The 21,873-nt window shown below is 34.5% G+C and carries 22 protein-coding genes; 16 read left to right on the forward strand and 6 right to left on the reverse strand.

Annotation, left to right across the window (positions count from 1 at the left end):
- Positions 1 to 5 precede the first annotated feature (5 nt).
- From COMX_RS11085 to nfsB, 8 genes are all read left to right on the forward strand, one after another.
- Positions 6 to 191, forward strand: a complete 186-nt coding sequence (locus COMX_RS11085; RefSeq protein ID WP_161631849.1) for a hypothetical protein — start codon at positions 6 to 8, stop codon at positions 189 to 191.
- The gene (locus tag COMX_RS05530; RefSeq protein WP_161631850.1) at positions 151 to 576 is read left to right on the forward strand and encodes a YdcF family protein; all 426 of its coding nucleotides are present in this window, start codon (positions 151 to 153) and stop codon (positions 574 to 576) included. The genes COMX_RS11085 and COMX_RS05530 overlap by 41 nt, the downstream gene beginning before the upstream one ends.
- A gap of 74 nt (positions 577 to 650) precedes the next feature.
- Positions 651 to 1,310: a thiamine diphosphokinase gene (locus COMX_RS05535; RefSeq protein WP_034337928.1), complete on the forward strand. Its 660-nt coding sequence runs from the start codon at positions 651 to 653 to the stop codon at positions 1,308 to 1,310.
- Positions 1,311 to 1,480: 170 nt separating this feature from the next.
- Positions 1,481 to 2,110, forward strand: coding sequence for a CvpA family protein (locus COMX_RS05540; RefSeq protein WP_034337930.1), 630 nt, complete (start codon positions 1,481 to 1,483; stop codon positions 2,108 to 2,110).
- A 61-nt stretch (positions 2,111 to 2,171) separates the two neighbouring features.
- A complete protein-coding gene (gene purF / locus COMX_RS05545) occupies positions 2,172 to 3,641 on the forward strand; it encodes an amidophosphoribosyltransferase (RefSeq protein WP_034337933.1) in 1,470 nt (489 codons plus the stop codon).
- 2 nt (positions 3,642 to 3,643) lie between these two features.
- Entirely contained in the window at positions 3,644 to 4,321 is a 678-nt protein-coding gene (locus COMX_RS05550; protein ID WP_051461898.1) for an SDR family NAD(P)-dependent oxidoreductase, read from the forward strand.
- A 652-nt stretch (positions 4,322 to 4,973) separates the two neighbouring features.
- Positions 4,974 to 5,744: a glycosyltransferase family 25 protein gene (locus tag COMX_RS05560; protein ID WP_034337939.1), complete on the forward strand. Its 771-nt coding sequence runs from the start codon at positions 4,974 to 4,976 to the stop codon at positions 5,742 to 5,744.
- Positions 5,745 to 5,858: 114 nt separating this feature from the next.
- Positions 5,859 to 6,515 (forward strand): oxygen-insensitive NAD(P)H nitroreductase, encoded by a 657-nt coding sequence (gene nfsB / locus COMX_RS05565; protein WP_034337941.1) that lies wholly within the window; start codon positions 5,859 to 5,861, stop codon positions 6,513 to 6,515.
- Positions 6,516 to 7,055: 540 nt separating this feature from the next.
- On the opposite strand, the gene COMX_RS05570 is transcribed toward nfsB, so the two are convergent.
- Positions 7,056 to 8,477 (reverse strand): lytic transglycosylase domain-containing protein, encoded by a 1,422-nt coding sequence (locus COMX_RS05570; protein ID WP_034339068.1) that lies wholly within the window; start codon positions 8,475 to 8,477, stop codon positions 7,056 to 7,058.
- Between the two features lie 475 nt (positions 8,478 to 8,952).
- Here COMX_RS05570 and COMX_RS05580 point away from each other — a divergent pair, with 475 nt between their 5' ends.
- The 6 genes from COMX_RS05580 (at position 8,953) to COMX_RS05605 (ending at position 16,073) form a co-directional block, all read left to right on the forward strand.
- Entirely contained in the window at positions 8,953 to 9,747 is a 795-nt protein-coding gene (locus COMX_RS05580; RefSeq protein ID WP_235176769.1) for an ABC transporter permease, read from the forward strand.
- A gap of 83 nt (positions 9,748 to 9,830) precedes the next feature.
- Positions 9,831 to 10,943, forward strand: a complete 1,113-nt coding sequence (locus tag COMX_RS05585) for a glycosyltransferase 61 family protein (protein ID WP_034337948.1) — start codon at positions 9,831 to 9,833, stop codon at positions 10,941 to 10,943.
- A gap of 20 nt (positions 10,944 to 10,963) precedes the next feature.
- Positions 10,964 to 11,785, forward strand: coding sequence for an ABC transporter ATP-binding protein (locus tag COMX_RS05590; RefSeq protein ID WP_034337951.1), 822 nt, complete (start codon positions 10,964 to 10,966; stop codon positions 11,783 to 11,785).
- 110 nt (positions 11,786 to 11,895) lie between these two features.
- Positions 11,896 to 12,960, forward strand: coding sequence for an AI-2E family transporter (locus COMX_RS05595; RefSeq protein WP_235176771.1), 1,065 nt, complete (start codon positions 11,896 to 11,898; stop codon positions 12,958 to 12,960).
- A 146-nt stretch (positions 12,961 to 13,106) separates the two neighbouring features.
- Positions 13,107 to 14,426 carry an L-fucose:H+ symporter permease gene (gene fucP, locus COMX_RS05600; RefSeq protein WP_034337957.1) on the forward strand — a complete coding sequence of 440 codons (1,320 nt, stop codon included), beginning with the start codon at positions 13,107 to 13,109 and terminating at the stop codon, positions 14,424 to 14,426.
- Between the two features lie 645 nt (positions 14,427 to 15,071).
- Entirely contained in the window at positions 15,072 to 16,073 is a 1,002-nt protein-coding gene (locus COMX_RS05605) for an aldo/keto reductase (protein WP_034337959.1), read from the forward strand.
- A 36-nt stretch (positions 16,074 to 16,109) separates the two neighbouring features.
- Here the strand turns inward: COMX_RS05605 and COMX_RS05610 are convergent, their stop codons facing one another.
- The 4 genes from COMX_RS05610 to mutY all read right to left on the reverse strand — a co-directional run bounded on the left by COMX_RS05610 (position 16,110) and on the right by mutY (position 19,226).
- On the reverse strand, positions 16,110 to 16,436 hold the full coding sequence (locus tag COMX_RS05610; protein ID WP_034337962.1) for a DMT family transporter: 327 nt from the start codon (positions 16,434 to 16,436) through the stop codon (positions 16,110 to 16,112).
- Positions 16,437 to 16,645: 209 nt separating this feature from the next.
- On the reverse strand, positions 16,646 to 17,056 hold the full coding sequence (locus COMX_RS05615) for a POTRA domain-containing protein (protein ID WP_034337965.1): 411 nt from the start codon (positions 17,054 to 17,056) through the stop codon (positions 16,646 to 16,648).
- Between the two features lie 75 nt (positions 17,057 to 17,131).
- Positions 17,132 to 18,136, reverse strand: coding sequence for a ferrochelatase (gene hemH / locus COMX_RS05620; RefSeq protein ID WP_034337968.1), 1,005 nt, complete (start codon positions 18,134 to 18,136; stop codon positions 17,132 to 17,134).
- A 25-nt stretch (positions 18,137 to 18,161) separates the two neighbouring features.
- Positions 18,162 to 19,226, reverse strand: a complete 1,065-nt coding sequence (mutY, locus tag COMX_RS05625; RefSeq protein WP_034337971.1) for an A/G-specific adenine glycosylase — start codon at positions 19,224 to 19,226, stop codon at positions 18,162 to 18,164.
- Between the two features lie 23 nt (positions 19,227 to 19,249).
- Between mutY and COMX_RS05630 the strand changes: the two genes are divergently transcribed.
- Positions 19,250 to 19,756, forward strand: a complete 507-nt coding sequence (locus COMX_RS05630; protein ID WP_161631851.1) for a DUF721 domain-containing protein — start codon at positions 19,250 to 19,252, stop codon at positions 19,754 to 19,756.
- A 5-nt stretch (positions 19,757 to 19,761) separates the two neighbouring features.
- Complete coding sequence (locus COMX_RS05635; RefSeq protein WP_034337973.1) at positions 19,762 to 20,682, forward strand: bifunctional enoyl-CoA hydratase/phosphate acetyltransferase; 921 nt, start codon at positions 19,762 to 19,764, stop codon at positions 20,680 to 20,682.
- A 47-nt stretch (positions 20,683 to 20,729) separates the two neighbouring features.
- On the opposite strand, the gene COMX_RS05640 is transcribed toward COMX_RS05635, so the two are convergent.
- On the reverse strand, positions 20,730 to 21,707 hold the full coding sequence (locus COMX_RS05640) for a tetratricopeptide repeat protein (RefSeq protein WP_034337976.1): 978 nt from the start codon (positions 21,705 to 21,707) through the stop codon (positions 20,730 to 20,732).
- Positions 21,708 to 21,873 lie beyond the last annotated feature (166 nt).

Here is a 21,873-nt window from a genome sequence, read left to right on the forward strand (position 1 = left end):
GCCCAATGTTTTGCTTCTCTTTTATAAAGATTACGCTAGGTTTAATTATTTTATCTATTGGGGCTGTGCTCAGTATTGTTTTATCTGGCTCATCGGATAAATTATTACAAACTGACCTTATTGTCGTCTTGGGTGGTCAGGTATCTCGTGGTGGAACGCTTAGTAAAGTATTACATAGATCGTTTGGATAAAGCTATTGAAGTCTATCAATCTGGTTATGCCCCTTTAATCTTAGTCAGTGACGGTGTTGGCCAAGAAGGTGTGGATGAATCTATTAGTATGGCAAATTATCTAACACAACATGATATTCCTCTATCTCGAATTATTAAAGATGGACAAGGGAATAATACCCGAGCAACAGCAAGAAATACATTTCGATATTTGCAAGAAAATCATTTAAACTCCGTTATTCTTGTATCGCAATATTATTATATTCAACGTTCTAAACTGGCATTTAAACAAGCTGGTATTAGAATAATTAGTCCAGCCGCAGCCACCCATATGAATAGTAATGACTTACACTCTATCATGAGAGAAATGATAGGATATCCATCCTATCATTTGAGGTTCAAATAAACATTTTTGCTTAAAATGTAACTATTTTTCAGATATATCTTAATATAACCCAATATTTAAAAAGAAATTAACAAATGAAATATTACCCAATGCCCACTTCACAAAGCACAGCACAAGCGGTAATTTTAGCAAATGGTGATTTCCCCAGTCATCCTATCCCAAAAGCAATTTTACATCATAATCAAAAGAAATTGGTATGTTGTGATGGTGCAGCCAATCATTTATTAGATCAAATGCTTATCCCTCAAATTATTATTGGGGATTGTGATTCTCTATCTTTAGAAAATCAAATTAAGTACGAAAAAATTATCATAAAAATCCCAGAGCAAAATACCAATGACTTAACAAAAGCTGTCAATTATTGCAAAAATAATGCCGTTTCTTCTCTGATTATTCTGGGTGCAACAGGAAAAAGAGAGGATCATACAATTGCTAATATTTCTTTACTTGCCAAGTATATTTCTATAATTGAAATTATTACAATGATTACTGATCATGGTTTTTTTCATGTTATTCAACACCCTTCTCAGTTTCAAAGTATAATTGGACAACAGGTCTCTTTATTCAGTGTACAGCCAACCGCAATATCAACAACCAATTTAAAATATCCTTTGGATCAACAAAATCTTCTTTACTGGTGGCAGGGCACTTTAAACGAATCTTTATCAGACCATTTCGATATTCAAGTCAATAGTCCTCTTATTGTCTATCAAGCTTTTGTAAATCCTCTTTAAATTTATATAAATATCTTATATTACGATTGCACATTCTCATTGATACTCTTTTAAAAATCCAAGAAAAAGCTGTTCGAACAAAATAATTTATAACTATCTATTGATATAAACGAATTGTTTAACTATGAATATATTTTGAACACTTCATTAAAAAGGGATACCTTAATCAAGTGCTAGAGAGTTTAAACTGGATAGATTTGATTTGTCTTGGAGTTGTTGCTCTTGGGGCATTATCAGGGTTAACCAGAGGCTTTACCCGAGAATTTATTGGTTTATTCGGCTGGGTTATTGCTGCAAGCCTTGCTAATCGTTGGTATCCTGATCTCACCCCTAAAATTACCCCTTACATTACCAATCTAACATTAGCTGATGTAATTTCCTTTGTTGCGATCTTTTTAATATGCAGCATCGTCATTAATGCCTTTGCTAATATAATTGTTGGTCAAAACTCAACCCGTTTTTCTTTATTAGGAAAGTTGGATAGAATTCTTGGAGCAGCATGCGGAGCCCTTAAAAGCTATGCTGGGCTAGCGATTGTTTATATTCTTGGTGGCATTATTTTTCCAAGTGCCCAATGGCCAGATTCCTTGCAAGAAAGCCAAGCTGTACCATATGTTTATCAGGGTGCTGTTTATGTAAATGAATTACTACCCAGTTCGATGCAAAGAGAGATTGTCGTCCCACAAACCAAAGCCCCCAGAGCAACATATCCAACCAATAAAGATGTAAATACTGATCCAAACGAACCTCTGCCCACTACTGAACCTAGCCATACGGATACAGAGGTTGCCCCTGATTAACCAATTTATACTACTCGCTTAGATACAATTTTGCCTTTCCCTTAACCACCATGGATTTATCATGACCGTTTCCCCCTTTTCTTCTCATGATCTTGATTTCACCGATGATGACGCCTTCCACGAAGAATGTGGCGTTGTTGGTATATGGACCACTCAAGATGCCGCCTCTTTAACCACACTTGGATTACATGCGCTTCAACATCGTGGTCAAGAAGCAAGTGGTATCGTCACCTATGACGGTAATCATTTCCATACCCATCGTGGGCTAGGCTTGGTTGGAGAAGTGTTCGCTGATCCAAGGGTTATTGCCTCTTTACCTGGAGGTATTGGTATTGGACATAATCGCTATGCAACCACAGGGGAAACACAACTACGTAACGTACAACCCTTATATGCTGACTTTGAGTTTGGGGGGCTTGCCGTTGCTCATAATGGTAATTTAACCAATGCACAACTTTTAAAACAATCGTTGGTACGTCGTGGCTGCTTATTCCAATCCAGCACAGATAGTGAAGTTTTTATCCATCTCATTGCAATTTCTCTTTATACAAATGTCATAGACCGCTTTATTGATGCGATAAAACAGGTTCAAGGTGCTTACTCTTTAGTTGCATTATCCAAAGATATGCTTATTGCTGCCAGAGATCCCTTAGGGGTAAGACCTCTTATCCTTGGGAAATTACCCAATAGTCAGGATGATAATTCATGGGTTGTTGCCAGTGAAAGCTGTGCTTTATCAAGTATGGGTGCTGATTTTGTAAGAGATATTGAACCTGGTGAAGTCATTATTATTGATAACCAAGGTGTTCGCTCTATAAATCCTTTTGCGGATCATGCATCCAGTCGTTTCTGTATTTTTGAGTATGTTTATTTTGCAAGACCCGATACGGTTATTGACAATAAATCTGTCTATATCACCCGTCAAAAAATTGGTGCAGAGCTTGCCAAAGAATGTCATGTAGACGCCGACGTTGTTGTTCCCGTACCTGACTCTGGCGTTCCTGCTGCTATTGGATATGCGGCTGCCAGCAAGATACCTTTTGAGTTAGGAATCATTCGTAGCCACTATATTGGACGGACTTTTATCGAACCGACCGATCAAATCCGCAATTTAGGGGTAAAATTAAAACACTCTACAAATCGTGCTGTCATTGAGGGAAAACGGGTTATTCTTATTGATGATTCAATTGTCCGTGGTACCACCTCCAAGAAAATCGTTGAAATGGTCAGAGCAGCAGGAGCAACAGAAGTACATTTGCGCATTGCATCCCCGCCAACACGTCATTCTTGTTTTTATGGTATTGATACCCCTGCAGAAGAAAAATTACTGGCACACACACATAATATAGAGCAGATGTGCAAGTTAATTGGTGCAGACTCATTAGGGTTTGTTTCAAATGATGGTTTATATCGTGCCCTAGAAGAAGAAAAAAGAAATAACGAAAAACCACAATATTGTGATGCTTGTTTTACTGGGGATTATCCGATCTCATTAACAGATCATGATATGCACCTTGTAAAATCAAAGTAGAAATGCCCCTCCCCCTTAAAGGCAAAGTTGCTTTTATTACAGGTGCCAGCCGCGGAATCGGTCAAGCTTGTGCCATCGCTTTGGCACAAGCAGGGGTTCATTGTATTCTTAGTGCCCGAACTCAAGGGGGGCTGATGCAAACAGACGATGTAATTCAGTCTTATGGTGGGAACGCTACGTTGTTACCTTTGGATTTAAGTAGTTACAATCCATCACAACAAATTGATCTCATTGGCCCTTCTATTGCGTCTGAATTTAATCGTTTGGATATTTTTATTCATGCTGCATTTCAATATGTCCCTCTAACACCCGTTACTCATATTACAGATAGCACTTGGGATAAAAATATACAGGCCAACTTATCAAGTAGCTGGCGGTTTATTAGGACTTTGTCCCCTCTATTATATGCTACTGTAAATGCTAATGCTGTATTTTTTCAACCTATGGCATCTATCCAACCTTTTTGGTCCCCTGTAACTTCAATACAATCAGCTCTGGGAGCTATGTTACAATCTTGGCAACAAGAAATTATGCAGCTTTACTCTTTACAAATACATTATCTTTCTTTGCCACCAACGAACACCTTGTTAAGGCAATCTTTTTTTCCTGCAGAAAACAAGCATAAACTTAATACTCCTGAACAAACAGCCAAAGAGATTCTTGCAAAAATTTTTCCATAAAATCCAAAATATCTATAATTTATTTAATATATCTTATTGTTTTTAAGATATTTTATTGACTTCATTATCTTATATGATATGATTATAAATCTGGTGTAATAATTTACGGCAAAATCCATATATGAAATAAATCGCTACTGAGATATAGAAAGGAGAGAGAAACATGAATTCACTCAATCGTTTCCTCTACGGAACAATAGTTAGTTCCCTAATCGTTTGGACTATTTATCTGTTAACCATAGATTTTTATTCAATCGCATTCGTCCCTTATCAATATAAACATTTAACACATATTCCTTTTCCAGGAAGTTGGTTGAATTTATATTTTCTGGCAATTGTTAATCTAGCTACTATACTAGTTATATTTTGTTCAGCTTTTATCACCCAATTTAAAAATTTCAAGGTTGTTTCGACACCTATCTGTAATATTGAAAGTTCTGAAGAAAAAATTCAGGCTTGATGCTCATTATAAAACGTTGCGTTTTGTAATATTATTTCATTAAATACTCTAATTTTATAAAACGCAACGAATTCAAAATATTCAAAAATAATATTTTAATTCTAAATTATTCCTTATTCATATTGTATATATTTTTCTAATGCTTATATAAATAGCAGAAAATTTATACATAAAAATAATGGGTTAAATTGAATGAATTATTTTGTTATTTACTCAGATCAATCTTCACAAGAACTGATCAGTTTTAAAAAAAATAACCAACATCTTACTGTTGAAATCTCTCCCATTAAGGCTAATAGCTCTAATTTAGAGTTACGTGAAGAACTATTAAAAGATCATCTCATTACACAAAATAATAAATATGATATGGCAAATCTTGCTTTAACCAAAGCTCATATTTCACTGTGGAAACAAGCAGTTCAAAACCAATCCTCGATTACTGTTTTTGAATCGAATATCATCACGCACAAAAACTTTTTAAATTACCAAGAAATATCTTTATCTGCTCAACAAGATTATGATCTGATGATTTGGGGATATAATTTAAACTGGAACCCATGTATTGAATTAATGCCTTGTTTACCCAAAGCTATTTATACTTTTCCTGGTTATAATAAGGACGAATTTAAAAAAGAAAATAATGACTTAATCGATATTCCAACTTATCAAAATAGTGATTTAAAAACAATTCAAACACTAAAAATATTCTCTTTTGCTGGTTTAGGTTGTTATACAATTTCAGCCAAAGGTGCAGAAGCTTTATTACAAAAAGTAACCCCAATTGGCAATGAACCCGCGCCTTCTTATCAAAACGATCCTCATGGATCCAATTTTTATGTTTTCAAGCCTATTCCAAACAGAGAAAATATATCACTAGATATTGAAGTTAATCGCTATTTAAAAAAATTGAATACATATATGACAATTCCAATGCTCGCTGTAATATCTACCAATACCAATTAATAATTTTAGTTTTGGAACTCTACTTCAAATATATTACTTTACAACCCATATCATTTCTTATTTAATCACTGCAATTGTTATAATATATAAAATTACTTTTTTTTAGAGGGAAATATGGATTTAAAACAAATCATTCATCAACGTTACGCAACAAAAAAATATAATCCAAATAAAAAAATACCAGAAGAGCAAATTGAGCTACTTATTGAACTGTTACAATATTCGCCCACTTCTATAAATTCTCAACCTTATCATTTTATCTTAACAGGGACACCAACAGGTAAAAAACGCATTGCTTCATCAATGAGTTCAGGAAATTTCATCTTTAACTATGACAAAGTTATTAATGCTTCTCATAGTGTGGTGATTTGTTCTAAAACCAGTATAGATCGTAATTATTTAACTAAAACAATTAAAAAAGCTCATTTAGATGGACGCGTTGAATCTCTTGAAAAAGTAGAACAAATGGTTAACCAATATATGGGTTTTATTGAATTGCATAATAGTGTTGAACAAAATGCGCAAAACTGGATGGCAAAACAATGTTACATTGCATTAGGTAATCTACTATTGGGTGCTGCTGCATTAGGAATTGATGCTACTCCAATCGAAGGGTTTGATAGTAAGGCTTTGGATATAGAATTTAATCTTGCGGAGCAAGGATATATGAGCCTAGTTGTTATAACTTTGGGATATCGCGCAGATGATGACATTTACGCTAAATTACCAAAATCCCGTTTATCTAAAGAAGATCTTTTTACTTTTTACTAATTAATCTAAAGGGCCTTTGCCCTTTTTTACATATATTAATATGGTTTTAACCTTCTCTACCTCACCACCACAATAAAGGGATTTAGCTTTCCCCTTACCTATTTTATATCTTTGTAATTATGGTAATTCCTTAAATATAAAACAACTTTGTAATATAAATTTTGGTTAATGGTTTGTCGTTTAATTATTTGATATATTACCAATTAATTTAAAGCTCATTTACCTATATTATCCAGGTTTCACACACGAGTTAATATATTAAATCCAATATAAAATTTATGATTAGAACATATAGTAGAAAAGACTAAGTAGAGTGACCTGATCTCTCTTCTATGAAGATATTTCAAAATATCGCAGCTAACGTGGATATTCAATATAATGTTTTTATAATGAATATTTATATCATTTTAAGTGAGAAAAGCAGCCCTAAAGACTGCAATATAAATTCTCAGCTAAAATAGATTTTATCCGCTGTAACGCAATCTTACAAAATTATGAAAAACTTATAAAAAACATTTTTGAGAATACAACATTTTATTTTTAAATTTTCGAAGGTGAAAGTAACATACAAGATGATAATTTTTGACATGCATTTTGTGCTGCATCTTTACTTAAACCGGTAACCCTTGCACGATAAAGTTTATTCTTCCCAACTGTAACAGCTTGCACTTGTTGAGAACCCACATGCAAAGATGCTTTATTTTTCGCTTGCCCTGCAGCACTTTGAGCTTGAGACGAAGACGCAAAAGCACCAACTTGAATACCCCATCCACCAGCAGCAGAAACATTGCTTATTTTTACTGCTTTCTTAGTATTCGAAGGAACACGATAGGATACGGGTTGATAGTAACGACTGCTATTTCCAATAGGTGCAGACGCAACTTGAACTGGTTGTTGAGCTGAGGCTATAATAATTGGCGCTTCGTTAGCAACAGGCGCAGGAGAAGCCTTATATCCTCTAGAAGCCCAAGCAGATTTTATATCTTGACGTGTTTCAGTTTGTGCGACAGTTGTATTACTAGGCTGACGATCGAAACTTTTCCACTGAGTTGGATACCCAGTTGTCGCTTTACGCCGTTTTTGCTGAGCATAAGCCGTATTTACATTGCGCCCAGCACTCCCTAAACTTTGACCGTTTAAACTTTCAGTAGTTGCAGTATCGACTCGATTTAAACTGGCTACATTTAAATTATCAGCGGCAGATTGGCCACCCCCCCCCATACGACCAGCCCATGCTTGTTGTACAGAACTCGCCTGAGGAGATAATGCCCTATTGCGATGTGAAGAGGGTTGGACTGCTGATGCGTATAAATTAGGATCAATGCCAGCACCGGAACCGTGATTTTCAACTAATAAATCAGCTTGAGAGCGACGGTTGGGATTAAATCCTTGAATTCTTGGTCCAATAGAGGCTACGTAACGACGTGTCTCTAGAGGCAGCGTTCTATTTCTCGTTAAGAAATCATCAAGACGCCCTGGCCCACCATTATATGCAGCTAAGAACCCTGGGGATCCATAAATATCATACATCTGGCGAATATAAGCTGCACCTGCTGCAATATTATCATGAGGATCATAAGCATCATCCCCAAGATTATAGGCAACTTTTAACTCATCATAAGTCGGCGGCATTAATTGCATCAACCCCATAGCCCCAGGACCAGAAGTAGCAAATGAATTTCCTCCCGATTCTTGTTTCATAACCGCACGTATCCAAGCTTCAGGAACATCAAATCGCGTGGAAGCTTCTTTGATGTACGGCCCCCAAGGATCACTTGCTGGACCAGGAGGCGCATAATAAGAACGGGCGCGCGCTTTATAATTAGCAACTTCTTGTGCAATTGGAACTTGTTGTGGGCGTGGTGTAGAGGAGCATGCAGCAACCAAAGCAGCCAAGCTGCTAACACTTCCTAGACGAAGGATTAAAGCAGTAGATGACTTTGTAAATAATTTGCTGATCATATTATGTTGACACCAAACAAATGAAGAATTTAACAATTTGCTTTTAAACTGCGCCATAATGCCTCTACCTTAAAAATATTTATTTTATTATCAAGTTGTTATTCTTAATATAAAATAAATTTGTGCGCCTATCGTTTTTGTATATATTTCTAAATTTTATTTATTCCTTTTTAAAAAAGAATCATAATAAGTCTTTTGAAATATTATTTAATATCTACAAGGTATTGACATTTTTTGCAAGTACTTGCCCTCTAAATAAATGCAGATAAAATAAGCCCGTAACTAAGCGTAACAAAAAATTGAAATTTTAAATTATATGGTTTAAAAGCTTTTATATATCGATTGTTTATTAACCAAGGATCTATTATAGTTAGCTTACTTATTTTAAGATCTTTAACTCTTAAACTTCTTTCCTTTTTATTGAATTGCCATTTAACCCTCAATGACATTACTTACAAAAATAAATAATAGTACCATGAACTCACGATACTATCAGGCTCTTATTGATGTTATAGAGGGCTTTAAATTATGGAGATTAGCGTTCTCTCTCGGATGGTTTGATATTAAATTAAGGTATAAGGGATCTGCTTTAGGGCCTTTATGGATTACATCCACCTCAGCCGCAATGATCGCAACAATGGGAATTATCTATAGTTCATTATTTAAAATGGATTTACATGAGTATTTGCCTTTTATTGCCTTATCTACCGTTCTTTGGCAACACGGAATTTCAACAACGCTATCAGATGGATGTCAATGTTTTTTACAAGCCAATGATACAATCCACTCTATAAAACTACCATTTTTTCTACAGGCCCTTCGCACTATTACCCGAAATGCAATCATTCTAAGTTTTAATTTGGTTATTCCAGCCATAGTATTTTATGTATTTAATATCCATCCTGGATGGAACGCTTTATTAAGTATTCCTGGTTTCGCACTGTGGCTTGTTGATGGATTAGCAATATGTTTATTGCTGGGTTGTATTTGTGCTCGTTATCGTGATATTCCACAAATTATTAATAGTTTTATTCAAGTTATTTTCTATGTAACCCCTATTATTTGGTTACCTTCGCAACTTAAACATCATATTACGTACCTTGTCTATAATCCTTTATATCCTATTATAGATGTTGTTAGAGCCCCCTTGTTAGGCCAAACATTAGATTTGAGAGTATGGGCTTATGCGATTGGATATAGTATTATTATATGGATTGCTGCTGGATATGTTTTTATAAGGGCTAGAGGTCGCTTAGCTTTTTGGATATAATCAACAAATTAGGATACTCAACTATATAGACATTTTTTGTTTCTGTAATTATTGTTTGAATAAAAAATTAAGGTGTTAATAATATGAAAATCAAAGGCCAATACTCAACATTCTCTTTTCGCCCACCTGGTGTCTTAAAAAGCTCTGTTTCTACCTCTCCTCGACCACGCCTTAAACCTGTTGAAACAATGCCTAATCAGCAAATGACAAGACTGGCTCAAGGAATTGATCCTAAGAGTGAAAAACCACTGGATTCTTTGAATGAAATTCCAGCAGGAATGTTGTTTTTCTGTAATTTAGAAAATGTTTATTTTATCGTTCAAGATAAAACTGATGGTATTATTGTTACTGATGATTTTCATGTCATTACAGAAAGCATGTATTATTGCCAAGATCCTCAATTTTTATCCAAAGAACTGCCAGATTTACAAGATGTTGAGTTGTTGGACGAAGTCTTTCTTGCATTTGACGCTCAATGGATGCGATACAATCATTGGATGGGATATTGCTTATCCAAAGCATATTTAGCCAATCAATATACACCTAAACACATGAAAATAGTTATTCCTGAATATCGTGAAAATACTTCAATACCTAATCCTATCTCTAAAGAAGTATATGATAAATCTTTGATCGAAACAGGATTAGAACAACGTGTAACAAAATTAAAAAATGGTATTTATAAAGCAAAAAAACTCTCATATTTTTGGCCTAACAACTATTTACCACATTCTTACTTTAATTTTAACGATGCTAAAGCATCCTTTTCTCATTTAAATAAAAATATCAAATATAATAAAGACTTGCCTGCACGCTTCTTTATCAATCAAGATCAAAATATGATGCCAATCTTAGAAGATAAAGATACAGCTTTGATTCAACAGGCATTGAAAGATCTAGATATTCCATCTGTTGATCTGAGCACAATGGATTGGGATAGTCAAATCTCTCTTTTCTCACAAGCAGAATTAATCATTTCTCCGCATAGGCCAGAACTAATCAACCTTCTATTCTGTCAAAATGACACAGAGATTATTGAATTTACACGTTCTTTAAACAGAACGAACTATTTGCCAGCTTGGCCATATTTAATCGCATCTTCTAATCGACTTCAATATAGTTTTTTTGATCTTGATTGGGTTACATTAAATGTCGATATGATTAAAAATGCAGTTTCAAAGCTTGATTCAATTTAGGGTTTTACCAAGTTTACATAATGAATGAATTTAACCCAGCCAGTTTTATAAAGTTAGAGCATCTTTCTATTGATTTTCCTTTATTTCAATTAGAAAGTCGCTCTCTTAAAAAAGCCTTATTCTCTAAAGCAGGCAAAATAATATCTGGACAACAAAAACAACACCAACGCACAGGTGCTGAAATTGCAACTACTGGTAATAATGATATCGTTATTCAGGCATTACGCGATATTAATCTCTCTATTCAATCAGGAGAAAGAGTTGGATTAATTGGGCATAATGGTGCAGGGAAATCAACATTATTACGTGCAATCACAGGAATTTATGAACCTAATTCTGGTCACATTTCCAGCCGTGGTTCAATAGAAGCCTTACTCAGCACCAATGCTGGGATGAACCCATTACTTTCAGGTAGAGAGAATATTTACCTTAGAGGTAAAAGAATGGGGTTATCCAATAAACAAATTCAAACACTTGAAAAAGATGTTGAAGAATTTGCTGAACTTAACGAGTTTATGGAGCTCCCTATCAAGATTTACTCTTCAGGTATGACCATGCGCCTTGGCTTTGGTCTTTCTACCTCTGTCATTCCAAATATTTTGTTAATGGATGAATGGTTTATGGCAGGGGACAGTAACTTTCAAGAAAAAGCAAAAAAAAGATTAGTTAGTATAGTAAATAAAGCTGAGATTGTTGTTTTAACTACCCATTCTTTGCCTATTTTGAAGGAATGGTGCAATCGAATTATCTGGTTAAAAGCTGGTCAAATTATTGCTGATGGACCAACAGAAGAAATCTTAAATGAATACAAACATACAATGGAAACAGACTCTTTATCTTGATCACTATTATTCCCCTATTGTATTATCTTTATAATCACTGCATGATAGAACAAAACAACTTATTTATTCATAATTATTTTTAAAAAATTGAATTGCAAATGCTTCCCATAATGTCCACTCCAACTGAACCAACGCAACAAGAAAGATTTTTTTCTTTAATCCAGAATGTAGTCATTGCTGCGGTTGCGATTCTTGCTATTTGGCTAATTGGTGATTTATTAATGATTGTCTTTGCGGCGACATTGATGGCAATCATCTTAAAAGGTTTGGCAACTATTTTACGTAAATATACACGAATACCATATTGGGTTGCTTTAACTATTGTTATTATTGCAATCATTAGTGCTTTTGTGGCGTTAATGTTAACAAGTGGCCCTCAAATCAGCGAACAAATTATTAAATTAAGACATGCTATTACGACACAAGTTGGCAGTTTACGCGATCAATTACATACAAGTCCACTTGGTAATATGATTATGGATTACTTACCAAACTCTGTTGGTGGACATCGTTCGTCTGGTGCTTCGCTGAGTTCAAGAATAGCAGGATCAATGACTGGTTTTATAACCTCTGTCTTTGGGGTAATAGGAACTGTCTTTGTTATCTTTATTGCTGGGCTATATTTTGCAGCCTCTCCTACGTTATATGGAAACGGGTTGCTACGCCTTTTTCCCAGCCAACAACGCCCTAAAATGCGTAAATTATTATTAATTGGCGGGCATACATTATGGTCATGGACGGCAGGACAATCTATTGTTATGTTGGTTGTTGGTACATGTTCTTTTATAGGTCTTAGTATTATTGGTGTACCTTTGGCTTTGGCATTAGGGGTTGTTGCAGGGCTTGCTAATTTTATCCCTTATATTGGAGCAATCATCGGAGCTGTTCCAGCTGTATTAATTGGATTATCCCAAGGAAGACAAGAAGCTGTTCTTGTGTTAATTCTTTATTGTGTTATTCAGTTTTTAGAAGGAAATTTTATCTCTCCTTTAGTGCAGAATCACGCTGTGCGTATGCCTCCAGGAATTACTATTCTTTCTCAAACAGTCTTTGGCACCATTCTTGGTATGCCAGGATTAATTTTAGCCTCTCCATTAACAGCTGCTATCTTAGCAATTATGGATGCCAGCACCCCTAAGTTAAAAGATGAAGAAAAGCTTCCTCCTTTAGATTAGCAATGACTCGTTGCATAAATAATACTCAACTGAATAAAACACTTTCTTTATACAAATAAATGCTTTCACTTTTTTTTTTTTGATTAGTATAGAAACAAGGCTTTAATACAAAGCCTCTATAATTTTATCATTATAAAGGAAGTGTCATGACTACAAAATCATCTGTTGAACAACTTCCAGACGGTTATTTAAACAAAACTCCAATTTTTCAATTTATTTTGCTTTCTTGTTTATTTGCCTTATGGGGCGTTCCAGTTAGTCTAAATGATATTCTGATTACACAATTTAAAACCATTTTTAATTTAAGCGACTTTGCGAGTGCTTTGGTTCAAAGTGCATTTTATGGTGGCTATTTTTTAATTGCTATTCCTGCATCGTTAATTATTAAAAAAACCAATTACAAAGCTGGTATTATTATTGGACTAGCCGTTTATGTTATTGGTTGTTCTTTATTTTTTCCTGCCTCAACTATGGCAACCTATACGATGTTTCTAGCCGCTATTTTAGCGATGGCTTTTGGTCTTAGTTTCCTTGAAACGGCTTCAAATACATATAGTTCAATGTTAGGCCCAAAAAAATATGCAACGTTAAGATTAAATATCAGCCAAAATTTCCAACCTTTTGGTGCAATTACCGGTGTCTTAATGGGAAAATATCTTATTTTCCAAGAAGGCGCCAGCCTACACTCGCAAGCTAGCAAACTTTCAGGTGATCAACTCAGAGCTTTTCAATTAGAACATTTACAATATACTCTGCTTCCTTATAAATATATTATTATCGTTCTAGCTATTGTCTTAGTATTGTTTATTCTTACCCCTTATCCCAGATGTAAACCAGTTAGTACTGAGAATAACACGGTTGAAAAAGTTTCTTTCGGTGAAACACTCTCTTATTTAATTAGAAATAAAAGCTTTAGAAACGGTATTATTGCTCAATTTGTCTATGTAGGAATGCAAACTGCTGTTTGGTCTTTTACCATTCGTCTAGCTCTGGTATTAGGAGCAGAAAACGAAAGGGCTGCAACCAACTTTATGCTTTATAGTTTTGCTTGTTTCTTTATTGGTAAATTCGTCGCAAACATCTTTATGACGAAATTTAATCCAAAAATAGTCTTATTTATTTATTCTATTATTGGTACGATTTTGCTAGTCTATGTCTCATTCTCAACCAATTTTTCTGCGGTTTATGCAGCCATCATAACCAGTGCATTAATGGGACCTTGTTGGCCTACTATTTTTGCTAACAACCTAGAAGTTGTTGATAAAAAATACATCGAGATCGCTGGTGCTATTACGGTAATGTCAATTGTTGGTGGTGCTGTTGTCCCTGCTATTCAAGGATTTGTTTCTGACCATTTACATTCCATGCAACATGCCTTTATGGTTTCTGCTATTTGTTTTGCAATTGTCGGCTTGCATTTTTTAAGAGAATATTTAAAAAAAGATAATACTACTCAATTAAACTAATAATCACTTAAAATAATAATCACTTATGATCCTTATGAAAATAATTCTATTAAGGATCATAATATTTTTAAGCTATCCCAAATATTTTACAAATTTGGTAAAATGAATACCGAAGGTCAATGGGGGCAATATCTGTGGTCTTATATTTATCGCCAGAAATGTGCTTTCTAATTGCTTTCGTAAGTTGCTTTATTGTTACCTTTTCTATTACCAAATCAATAGGTAATAATATATTTGCATACATATCATTTCTTGCTCTTTTTCAACTTTGTAATAGCAGAATTATTCAAATAACCTGTAACATCATCAGTTGATTTATTAGTATCTATACCAACAATTTTATCTCATATAAATGAGACTATAAACCGTTCTTCTTATTGTCCATATTCATTTACTAATATCTCCTCCCTTAATTTTTACAATTTGATGGGGTTGCGCTTAATATGGGTTATCGTTAACATATTCATGTTAAGTATTGCGATAATAACCTTTTTGAAAAAATTTAAAATTTTAGATCTAAAAATAATTTTCTTATAATGTTTAAATATAATCATAATATTATTATGTACTTAAATAATAATGCTTGGTATACGGATTGGAAATTATAACAAGCTAATAGTTATATTCTTATTTCAAGGAGATACTATGTCTAAAAATTCAAAAGATACTCTTAAAATTTCAGGGATTGATACATCTGTATTACGTATTGCTTTAGGAACGTGGGCAATCGGTGGGTGGCAATGGGGTGGCCCAGATGATGGAAATGCTATTAAAACCATACATAAAGCAATTGATAACGGTATTAATTTAATTGATACAGCCCCTATTTATGGTTTTGGTCATTCTGAAGAAATCGTGGGCCAGGCTTTAAAAGGAAAACGAGAAAAAATCGTCATTGCCACAAAAGCTGCTTTGAATTGGACTGACGATAAAGAAAAAATTTTTCGTGATGCAAGGCCAGAGCGAATTCGTAAAGAGATTGAAGATTCCCTCCGCCGTTTAAAAACAGATTATATTGACCTTTATCAAATCCATTGGCCTGATGATAAAACATCAATTGAAGAGACCGCCATGGAACTTGAAAAACTTCGTCAAGAAGGTAAAATCAAAGCGGTGGGTGTTAGTAATTTTTCTGTAGAACAAATGAAATCTATTCAACATTTTACCCAACTATCTGCTATTCAACCTCCCTATAATCTTTTTGAAAGAGAAATTGAAAATGATGTGTTGCCCTATGCCAAAGAGCATTCTTTAGCTGTGCTATGTTACGGCCCTCTTTGTCGAGGTCTCTTAAGTGGTAAAATGATCAAAGATCGCGTCTTTCAAGGAGATGATTTGCGCAAAACTGATCCAAAATTTTCTACTTCTGTTTTTGACAATTATTTAGCAGCGACAGAAGAATTAACTCAATTTGCAAAAGATACGCATAATAAAACATTATTAGCTTTGGCGGTACGCTGGGTATTAGATCAATATCAAGGTAATATACCTTTATGGGGTGCTAGAAAACCAGAACAAATTGAAGGTATACGCGATGCATTAGGATGGTCTTTATCTGCTAATGATTTAAAAACAATTGATGAAATATTGGCTAAACATATCAAAAACCCTATTTCCCCTGAATTTATGGCACCTCCTAATCGTTAATATTTTTATCCCCTCTTTTACAAGAGGGGTATATTATCAACTGTGTCCTGCACTTCCTATATTAACGATAACCACGCCAACAACAATTAATGCAATACCAACTATTGAAATTAAAGATAAATTTTGCTTGAATATAAGCCATGCTAATAAACAAATACCAACAGTTCCTATCCCCGACCATACAGCATAAGCAATCCCCACAGGTATTTCACGCAGAGCCATTGACAAACAATAGAAAGAAACACCATATCCTATCAAAGAAATAGTTGTATAAAGCCAATTGGTAAAACCATCAGAAGCTTTTAAACTGCTCGTAGCACCTATCTCAATAATGATGGCAATTATTAAATATATATAAGACATTCACAAAACTACTATTTCTGAGTATAATAAGAGAAAATCGAAAAGGAAAAATAAATCATGGGTATTTTTGGATCAATGATTATACTGACAATTTGTTCATATTTTTTTTTATTTTTATTAATGAAAATTATAGGATCAACACAAAAAGAAACCAATAAAATGAACGATGCTATTCAAAGAGACACGGATGAGTTTAATGGACTCTAACCTTATTTTTCATTCATTGGCAGTTCATGGATTTCAAATTGAATATTACGAGAGTTTATCGAAGTTTTCTCTAAAACAGGTGTAATTGTGACTCTGATATTTTTTTCTTTGTAAAGTTGTGCAATCTTAACCATTGAATCCATAATCACATATTGATTGGCAATATCATTTTTCTTTAATGGAATTGCTTTTTGTAATATTTGAGATAAAATAATCGTATTTCCTGAAAAACTAATTTGATCAATTTTAGGAAGAGAAATAGCACCATCCTGAGTATCAGAAGAAGGATTATTATTTGTATCTAATGCCGTGTTAGAAGTAGTAGTAGATGCTTTTGGTTTAGCTTTTGCACAAACAGGCACTGAAAGTGTGCTAAATAATAATATAGTTAATAGATAATATTTTTTATTCACAATCATTCTCATTTTTTAACATTTCAACTTAAATAAAATAATTATAGGATTTATAAACTTTTTCTATAATTTTTATTAAATCCAACCTTGTATTTCTTGGTTAATTATTTTTTTTAATAACTCTAAAGCCAAAGGATGATCATTAAGACAAGGAATATAAGTAAATCCCTCTCCTCCTTCCCCGAGGAAAGTTTCACGGTATTCATGATCAATCTCTTCTTTTGTTTCAAGGCAATCGGCCATAAACCCGGGTGCGATCACCGCTATATTACGAATATTTTGTTTGGGATACTCTTTAATAACATCGGCAATATTCGGCCCTAACCATTTATCTGGCCCAAAACGCGATTGATATACCAAAGGCATATATTCTTTGCTTTTGCCCATCTTTTTTCGCAATGCAACTGCTGTTTTCTGGCATTCTTGTTCATAGGGATCACCAGCGTTGACGTAACGAATTGGCAATCCGTGAAAAGATAAAAGAATACGATCTGGTGGTGTTGATAATTTATCTAAATGGGTTTGAATCGTTTGGTGTAAGGCATGGATATAATCAGGATGATCTGCAAAGGAATATAAAGTTCGTAATGCAGGCTGAATACGCTTTTTCATCAATACCCGAAAAGCCTCATCATTAACCGTAGCCGTTGTTGTGGCACTATATTGAGGATATAGAGGCATTAACAGAATACGATCACAGCCCTGTTGTTGTAAAAATTCTATTTTTTGTTCAATAGAAGGCTTACCATAGCGCATTGCCCATTCGATGCATATATTTTGCTTGTTCAAATCAATCTGCAAAGCTTCTGCTTGGCTTTGGGTAATTACCGCTAGTGGGCTTTTATTATATTTTTTATCCCAAATACGGCTATAAGAACGTCCCAAACGTCGAGGGCGAAAAGTTAAAACAAACCCTTGCAAAATAGGCTGCCATAAAAAAGAGGACAACTCTATGACGCGTTTATCCGATAAAAACTGAGATAAATATCGACGAATAGACCAATAGTCTGTGCCTTCTGGTGTTCCCAAATTAACCAACAGCACACCTATTTTAGAAGAATTACACTCAACATTATTCATGATTTTTTCCTGCTTGCTCATCGGATTAGGTTTTAACGCTATAGGCAATCATTTTTCTCATTAAAGTAGAACAAGGATAATGATGCAACTCTTTTAAATCAAGCCATATATTTTTTTGATCTTGCGTTATAAAATCAGGATGGCCAACAAGAGCATATAGTCGGATTTTTAAAGTAAAATGCGTAAAGACATGTTTAATATCCCCAAGCTTTTTATATTCTCCTTTACAATCCGTCTCAATGATCGCTTGTTCCAAAGAAGGAAATTGCTCTGACCATATCGTACTTGGCAGCTCCATTGTCCCTGCCAAAACTCCTTTTTCTGGGCGTTTGCGAAATAATAACTGTCCTTGACTATTTTGAATAAATAAAGAAACTCCAAACTTTGTTGGTTTTTCTGCTTTTTTTTGTTTTTTTGGCAAAAGATCTGCTATTTTTTCCTGATGAGCTTTACATACATCAGACAAAGGACAAATTAAACATAAGGGATTTTTAGGTTTACAGATAGTTGCTCCGATATCAAATAATCCTTGGGCAAAATCACCTGGCCTGACCAAGGCCTCTTCATGATTATTCAATGTTTTCGCTAACATTGCCAAAGCTGGTTTTGATGAAGGTAAGGGCTCTTGAACAGCAAATAATCTTGCTGTAATACGCTCTACATTCCCATCTATCGGAACATAAGGTTGATTATAACCAATCGATAAAATCGCAGCAGAGGTATATTCTCCAATACCAGGTAAAGCCTTGAGTGCTTCTTGTGTCTTAGGAACCGCACCGCCTTGTTTTACGATTTCTTGCACGCAACGATGCAAGTTTCTTGCTCGACTATAATACCCTAGCCCTGTCCACATGGCCATAATTTTATCTAGTGGGGCGTGTGCCATATCATTAAGCGTTGGAAAATTTTTGATAAAGTTGTTAAAGTAAGGAATAACGGTTGCAACCTGAGTTTGTTGCAACATAATTTCGCTAAGCAATACGTGATAAGGATTTGGTATTGTTCCAGTTTTTGCTCGCCATGGCAAAATGCGTTGATGTTGGTCATACCAATGTAAAATCAAAGTGGCATATGAGTTTTGAGTCGACATATAAGGAAATGGTGCCTTTAACCATGAATGAAGAACAGAGTAGCCAGGATGAATATTATAGTACAGATTATCCTGTAAATAAATCAGCAAAACGAAGTTATGATATGCATCAAATAGCTGGCACCATTCAACGGGTAACTCGCCCTATTTTTAAACAAAAAATAATTTCTAATACTCAATTAATGACCGATTGGAGTGATATTATCGGTCACCATTATGGAAAATTAAGTTTTCCATATCGACTTGCCAATGGGACCTTAACTATTGCTTGTACCAGCACCACTGCCGCAGAAATGCAATATATCACCATTAACCTTATCCAAAAAATTAATATATATTGTGGCCGTACCATAGTTAAAAATATTAAATTTTTGTCTAATCGAAATGCCTTGGCATCTCTACCCAAAAAACCCAGTTTACCTACTCGCCCCCTTGTCCCTGTTCAAATAGACAATTTTCCCAAAGGCCCTTTGCAAGAAGCTTTGGCAAAACTTGGTGGGCAATTACAACATCAAAAAAAAGGAAAATAATCATTATGTTTGCACATCATGAAAGACTTATTAAAAAAGCTCAAGAAAAAGAAGCTCCGAAATGTGCGGTTTGTTATCCTTGTGAAATTACAGCGATTGAGTCTGGAATACAGGCTCATAAGCTGGGGTTATTAAACCCTATTTTTGTTGGACCAAGCGATGAAATCAAAGCCATTGCAGCTCAACATAATGTTTCTTTGGATGATTATGAAATTGTTGATGCGAGAAGTGAAACTCAAGCTGCTTTTACAAGTGTGCAGTTAATTCGTGAAGGTAAAGCGCAATTATTAATGAAAGGCAGCTTGCATACAGATGTGATGTTAAAAGCTGTCGTCAATAAAGAAAATGGGTTAAGAACTGGAAAACGCATTACTCATGCATTTTTAATGGATGGCCAAGATTGGGAAACACCATATATTATCTCTGATGCTGCGATAAATATCTTCCCTGACCTTGTTACCAAAATGCATATTGTGCAAAATGCTATTGATTTGCATCATGCATTAGGTTATGGCGTGCCACGCGTTGCCCTTTTATCTGCTGTGGAAATGGTTAACCCTGACATTCCATCAACATTGGAGGCTGCTGCCCTTTGCAAAATGGCAGACCGTGGACAAATTACAAACGGGATCTTAGATGGTCCCTTGGCTTTGGATAATGCGGTCAGTCTCAAAGCTGCCGAGATGAAAAAGCTGGATACGCCAGTAACTGGTAAAGCCCAAATCCTTATTCCGCCCAATCTTGAAGCTGGTAACATTTTATTTAAAGCGCTTTGCTTTATTGGTGATAAGCCTGCTCATGCTGACAGTGCTGGGATTGTCCTTGGTGCCAAAGCGCCAATTATTTTAACCAGCCGTGCCAGTGGTCTTGATAGCCGTCTGGTTTCTTGCGCAATGGCGAAATTGACTTACTATCATAGCGTTTAATAATATGAAAAGAGTGTCTATAACAGGCACTCTTTTTTCTGTTTTATCTAAAATTCACCAGGCATTATCTTCTTGAACACAGACATACAATATGGATCTGCCCCGCTACAACTTTGCATTGATGCTGTTTTTAACTTCATACAAGCTAGTTGGTCTTTAAAACATACTTTATTATAATATTTCATATAATTATCAGTATCTTTATCATTAAGAAAAATAATAGCTAATCTATTTGCAGCATTTATATATCCATTATCAGCAGCCTGTTCATATAACTTTATCGCTTGCTGTTTATCTTTGGTAGCACCAAGTCCATTCTCATAACAATTTGCTAAATAGAATAAACCCTCATTATTTCCTTTATCAGCCAGTTTTTGAAGTATTGCTTTTGCTTTATTATAATTTTTATCAACTCCATTAACACCTCTTAAATACCATTGACCAAGCTTACTCATTGCTTCATCTAAACCTTGATCAGCTGCTTTTACCATCCATGGGCCTGCTTTTTCACTTATTTTATCATCATCAGAATTTGAGGCATAATACATAGCCAACTCATATTGTATCTTAGTATCACCTTTATTCACTAGACTCAACAGTAGATTTTCTAGTTTTTTCTTCGTTTCAGATACTATTTTTCTTGCATTTTCACTATAATTATAATCATTACTTGATATTATTTTTTTATAATATGCTATAAGTTCTTGCTGCGCATTAACATTACCTTGATGAGCTGCTTTTCCAAACCATTCTTGTAATTTAAGCTCTGAATAACTGTCTGATGTGTACGAATATGGATCAGCTTTACCTTTATAAAACATTCCCAAATCATATTGAGCCTGTGCATCGCCAGCATTTGCTTTTTTACTTAGATCTTGAAATTTATCCAACTCTTTCTGAGCTTCTGTATTTCCAATTGATGCCTCTTTCTTTAGCCCAGCAACATATTCATCTGTTGTTTCTGCATACACAGAACTGATTGGCAACAACAAAGCCGTAGCCATTAATAACAATTTTAATTTCACCAATATTCTCCTTAATTAATTCTTTATTAATTAATACATAACACTAATAAAAATATCATATCATACCCTTAATGACATAAAATATTAATAGTTTGATCTTCATCCATTCTCTATGATATTAATCTTATTCTTATTCTTATTCTTATTCTTATTCTTATTCTTATTC

This window comes from Commensalibacter papalotli (ex Servin-Garciduenas et al. 2014), assembly GCF_000527695.1.
Classification (GTDB): domain Bacteria; phylum Pseudomonadota; class Alphaproteobacteria; order Acetobacterales; family Acetobacteraceae; genus Commensalibacter; species Commensalibacter papalotli.

Coding starts and splice junctions, on each gene's coding strand:
- COMX_RS11085 (WP_161631849.1), top strand. CDS start 6: ATGTTTTGCTTCTCTTTTATAAAGATTACGCTAGGTTTAATTATTTTA.
- COMX_RS05535 (WP_034337928.1), top strand. CDS start 651: ATGAAATATTACCCAATGCCCACTTCACAAAGCACAGCACAAGCGGTA.
- purF (WP_034337933.1), top strand. CDS start 2,172: ATGACCGTTTCCCCCTTTTCTTCTCATGATCTTGATTTCACCGATGAT.
- COMX_RS05550 (WP_051461898.1), top strand. CDS start 3,644: ATGCCCCTCCCCCTTAAAGGCAAAGTTGCTTTTATTACAGGTGCCAGC.
- COMX_RS05560 (WP_034337939.1), top strand. CDS start 4,974: ATGAATTATTTTGTTATTTACTCAGATCAATCTTCACAAGAACTGATC.
- nfsB (WP_034337941.1), top strand. CDS start 5,859: ATGGATTTAAAACAAATCATTCATCAACGTTACGCAACAAAAAAATAT.
- COMX_RS05570 (WP_034339068.1), bottom strand. CDS start 8,477: ATGATCAGCAAATTATTTACAAAGTCATCTACTGCTTTAATCCTTCGT.
- COMX_RS05580 (WP_235176769.1), top strand. CDS start 8,953: ATGAACTCACGATACTATCAGGCTCTTATTGATGTTATAGAGGGCTTT.
- COMX_RS05585 (WP_034337948.1), top strand. CDS start 9,831: ATGAAAATCAAAGGCCAATACTCAACATTCTCTTTTCGCCCACCTGGT.
- COMX_RS05590 (WP_034337951.1), top strand. CDS start 10,964: ATGAATGAATTTAACCCAGCCAGTTTTATAAAGTTAGAGCATCTTTCT.
- COMX_RS05595 (WP_235176771.1), top strand. CDS start 11,896: ATGTCCACTCCAACTGAACCAACGCAACAAGAAAGATTTTTTTCTTTA.
- fucP (WP_034337957.1), top strand. CDS start 13,107: ATGACTACAAAATCATCTGTTGAACAACTTCCAGACGGTTATTTAAAC.
- COMX_RS05605 (WP_034337959.1), top strand. CDS start 15,072: ATGTCTAAAAATTCAAAAGATACTCTTAAAATTTCAGGGATTGATACA.
- COMX_RS05610 (WP_034337962.1), bottom strand. CDS start 16,436: ATGTCTTATATATATTTAATAATTGCCATCATTATTGAGATAGGTGCT.
- hemH (WP_034337968.1), bottom strand. CDS start 18,136: ATGAATAATGTTGAGTGTAATTCTTCTAAAATAGGTGTGCTGTTGGTT.
- mutY (WP_034337971.1), bottom strand. CDS start 19,226: ATGTCGACTCAAAACTCATATGCCACTTTGATTTTACATTGGTATGAC.
- COMX_RS05630 (WP_161631851.1), top strand. CDS start 19,250: ATGAATGAAGAACAGAGTAGCCAGGATGAATATTATAGTACAGATTAT.
- COMX_RS05635 (WP_034337973.1), top strand. CDS start 19,762: ATGTTTGCACATCATGAAAGACTTATTAAAAAAGCTCAAGAAAAAGAA.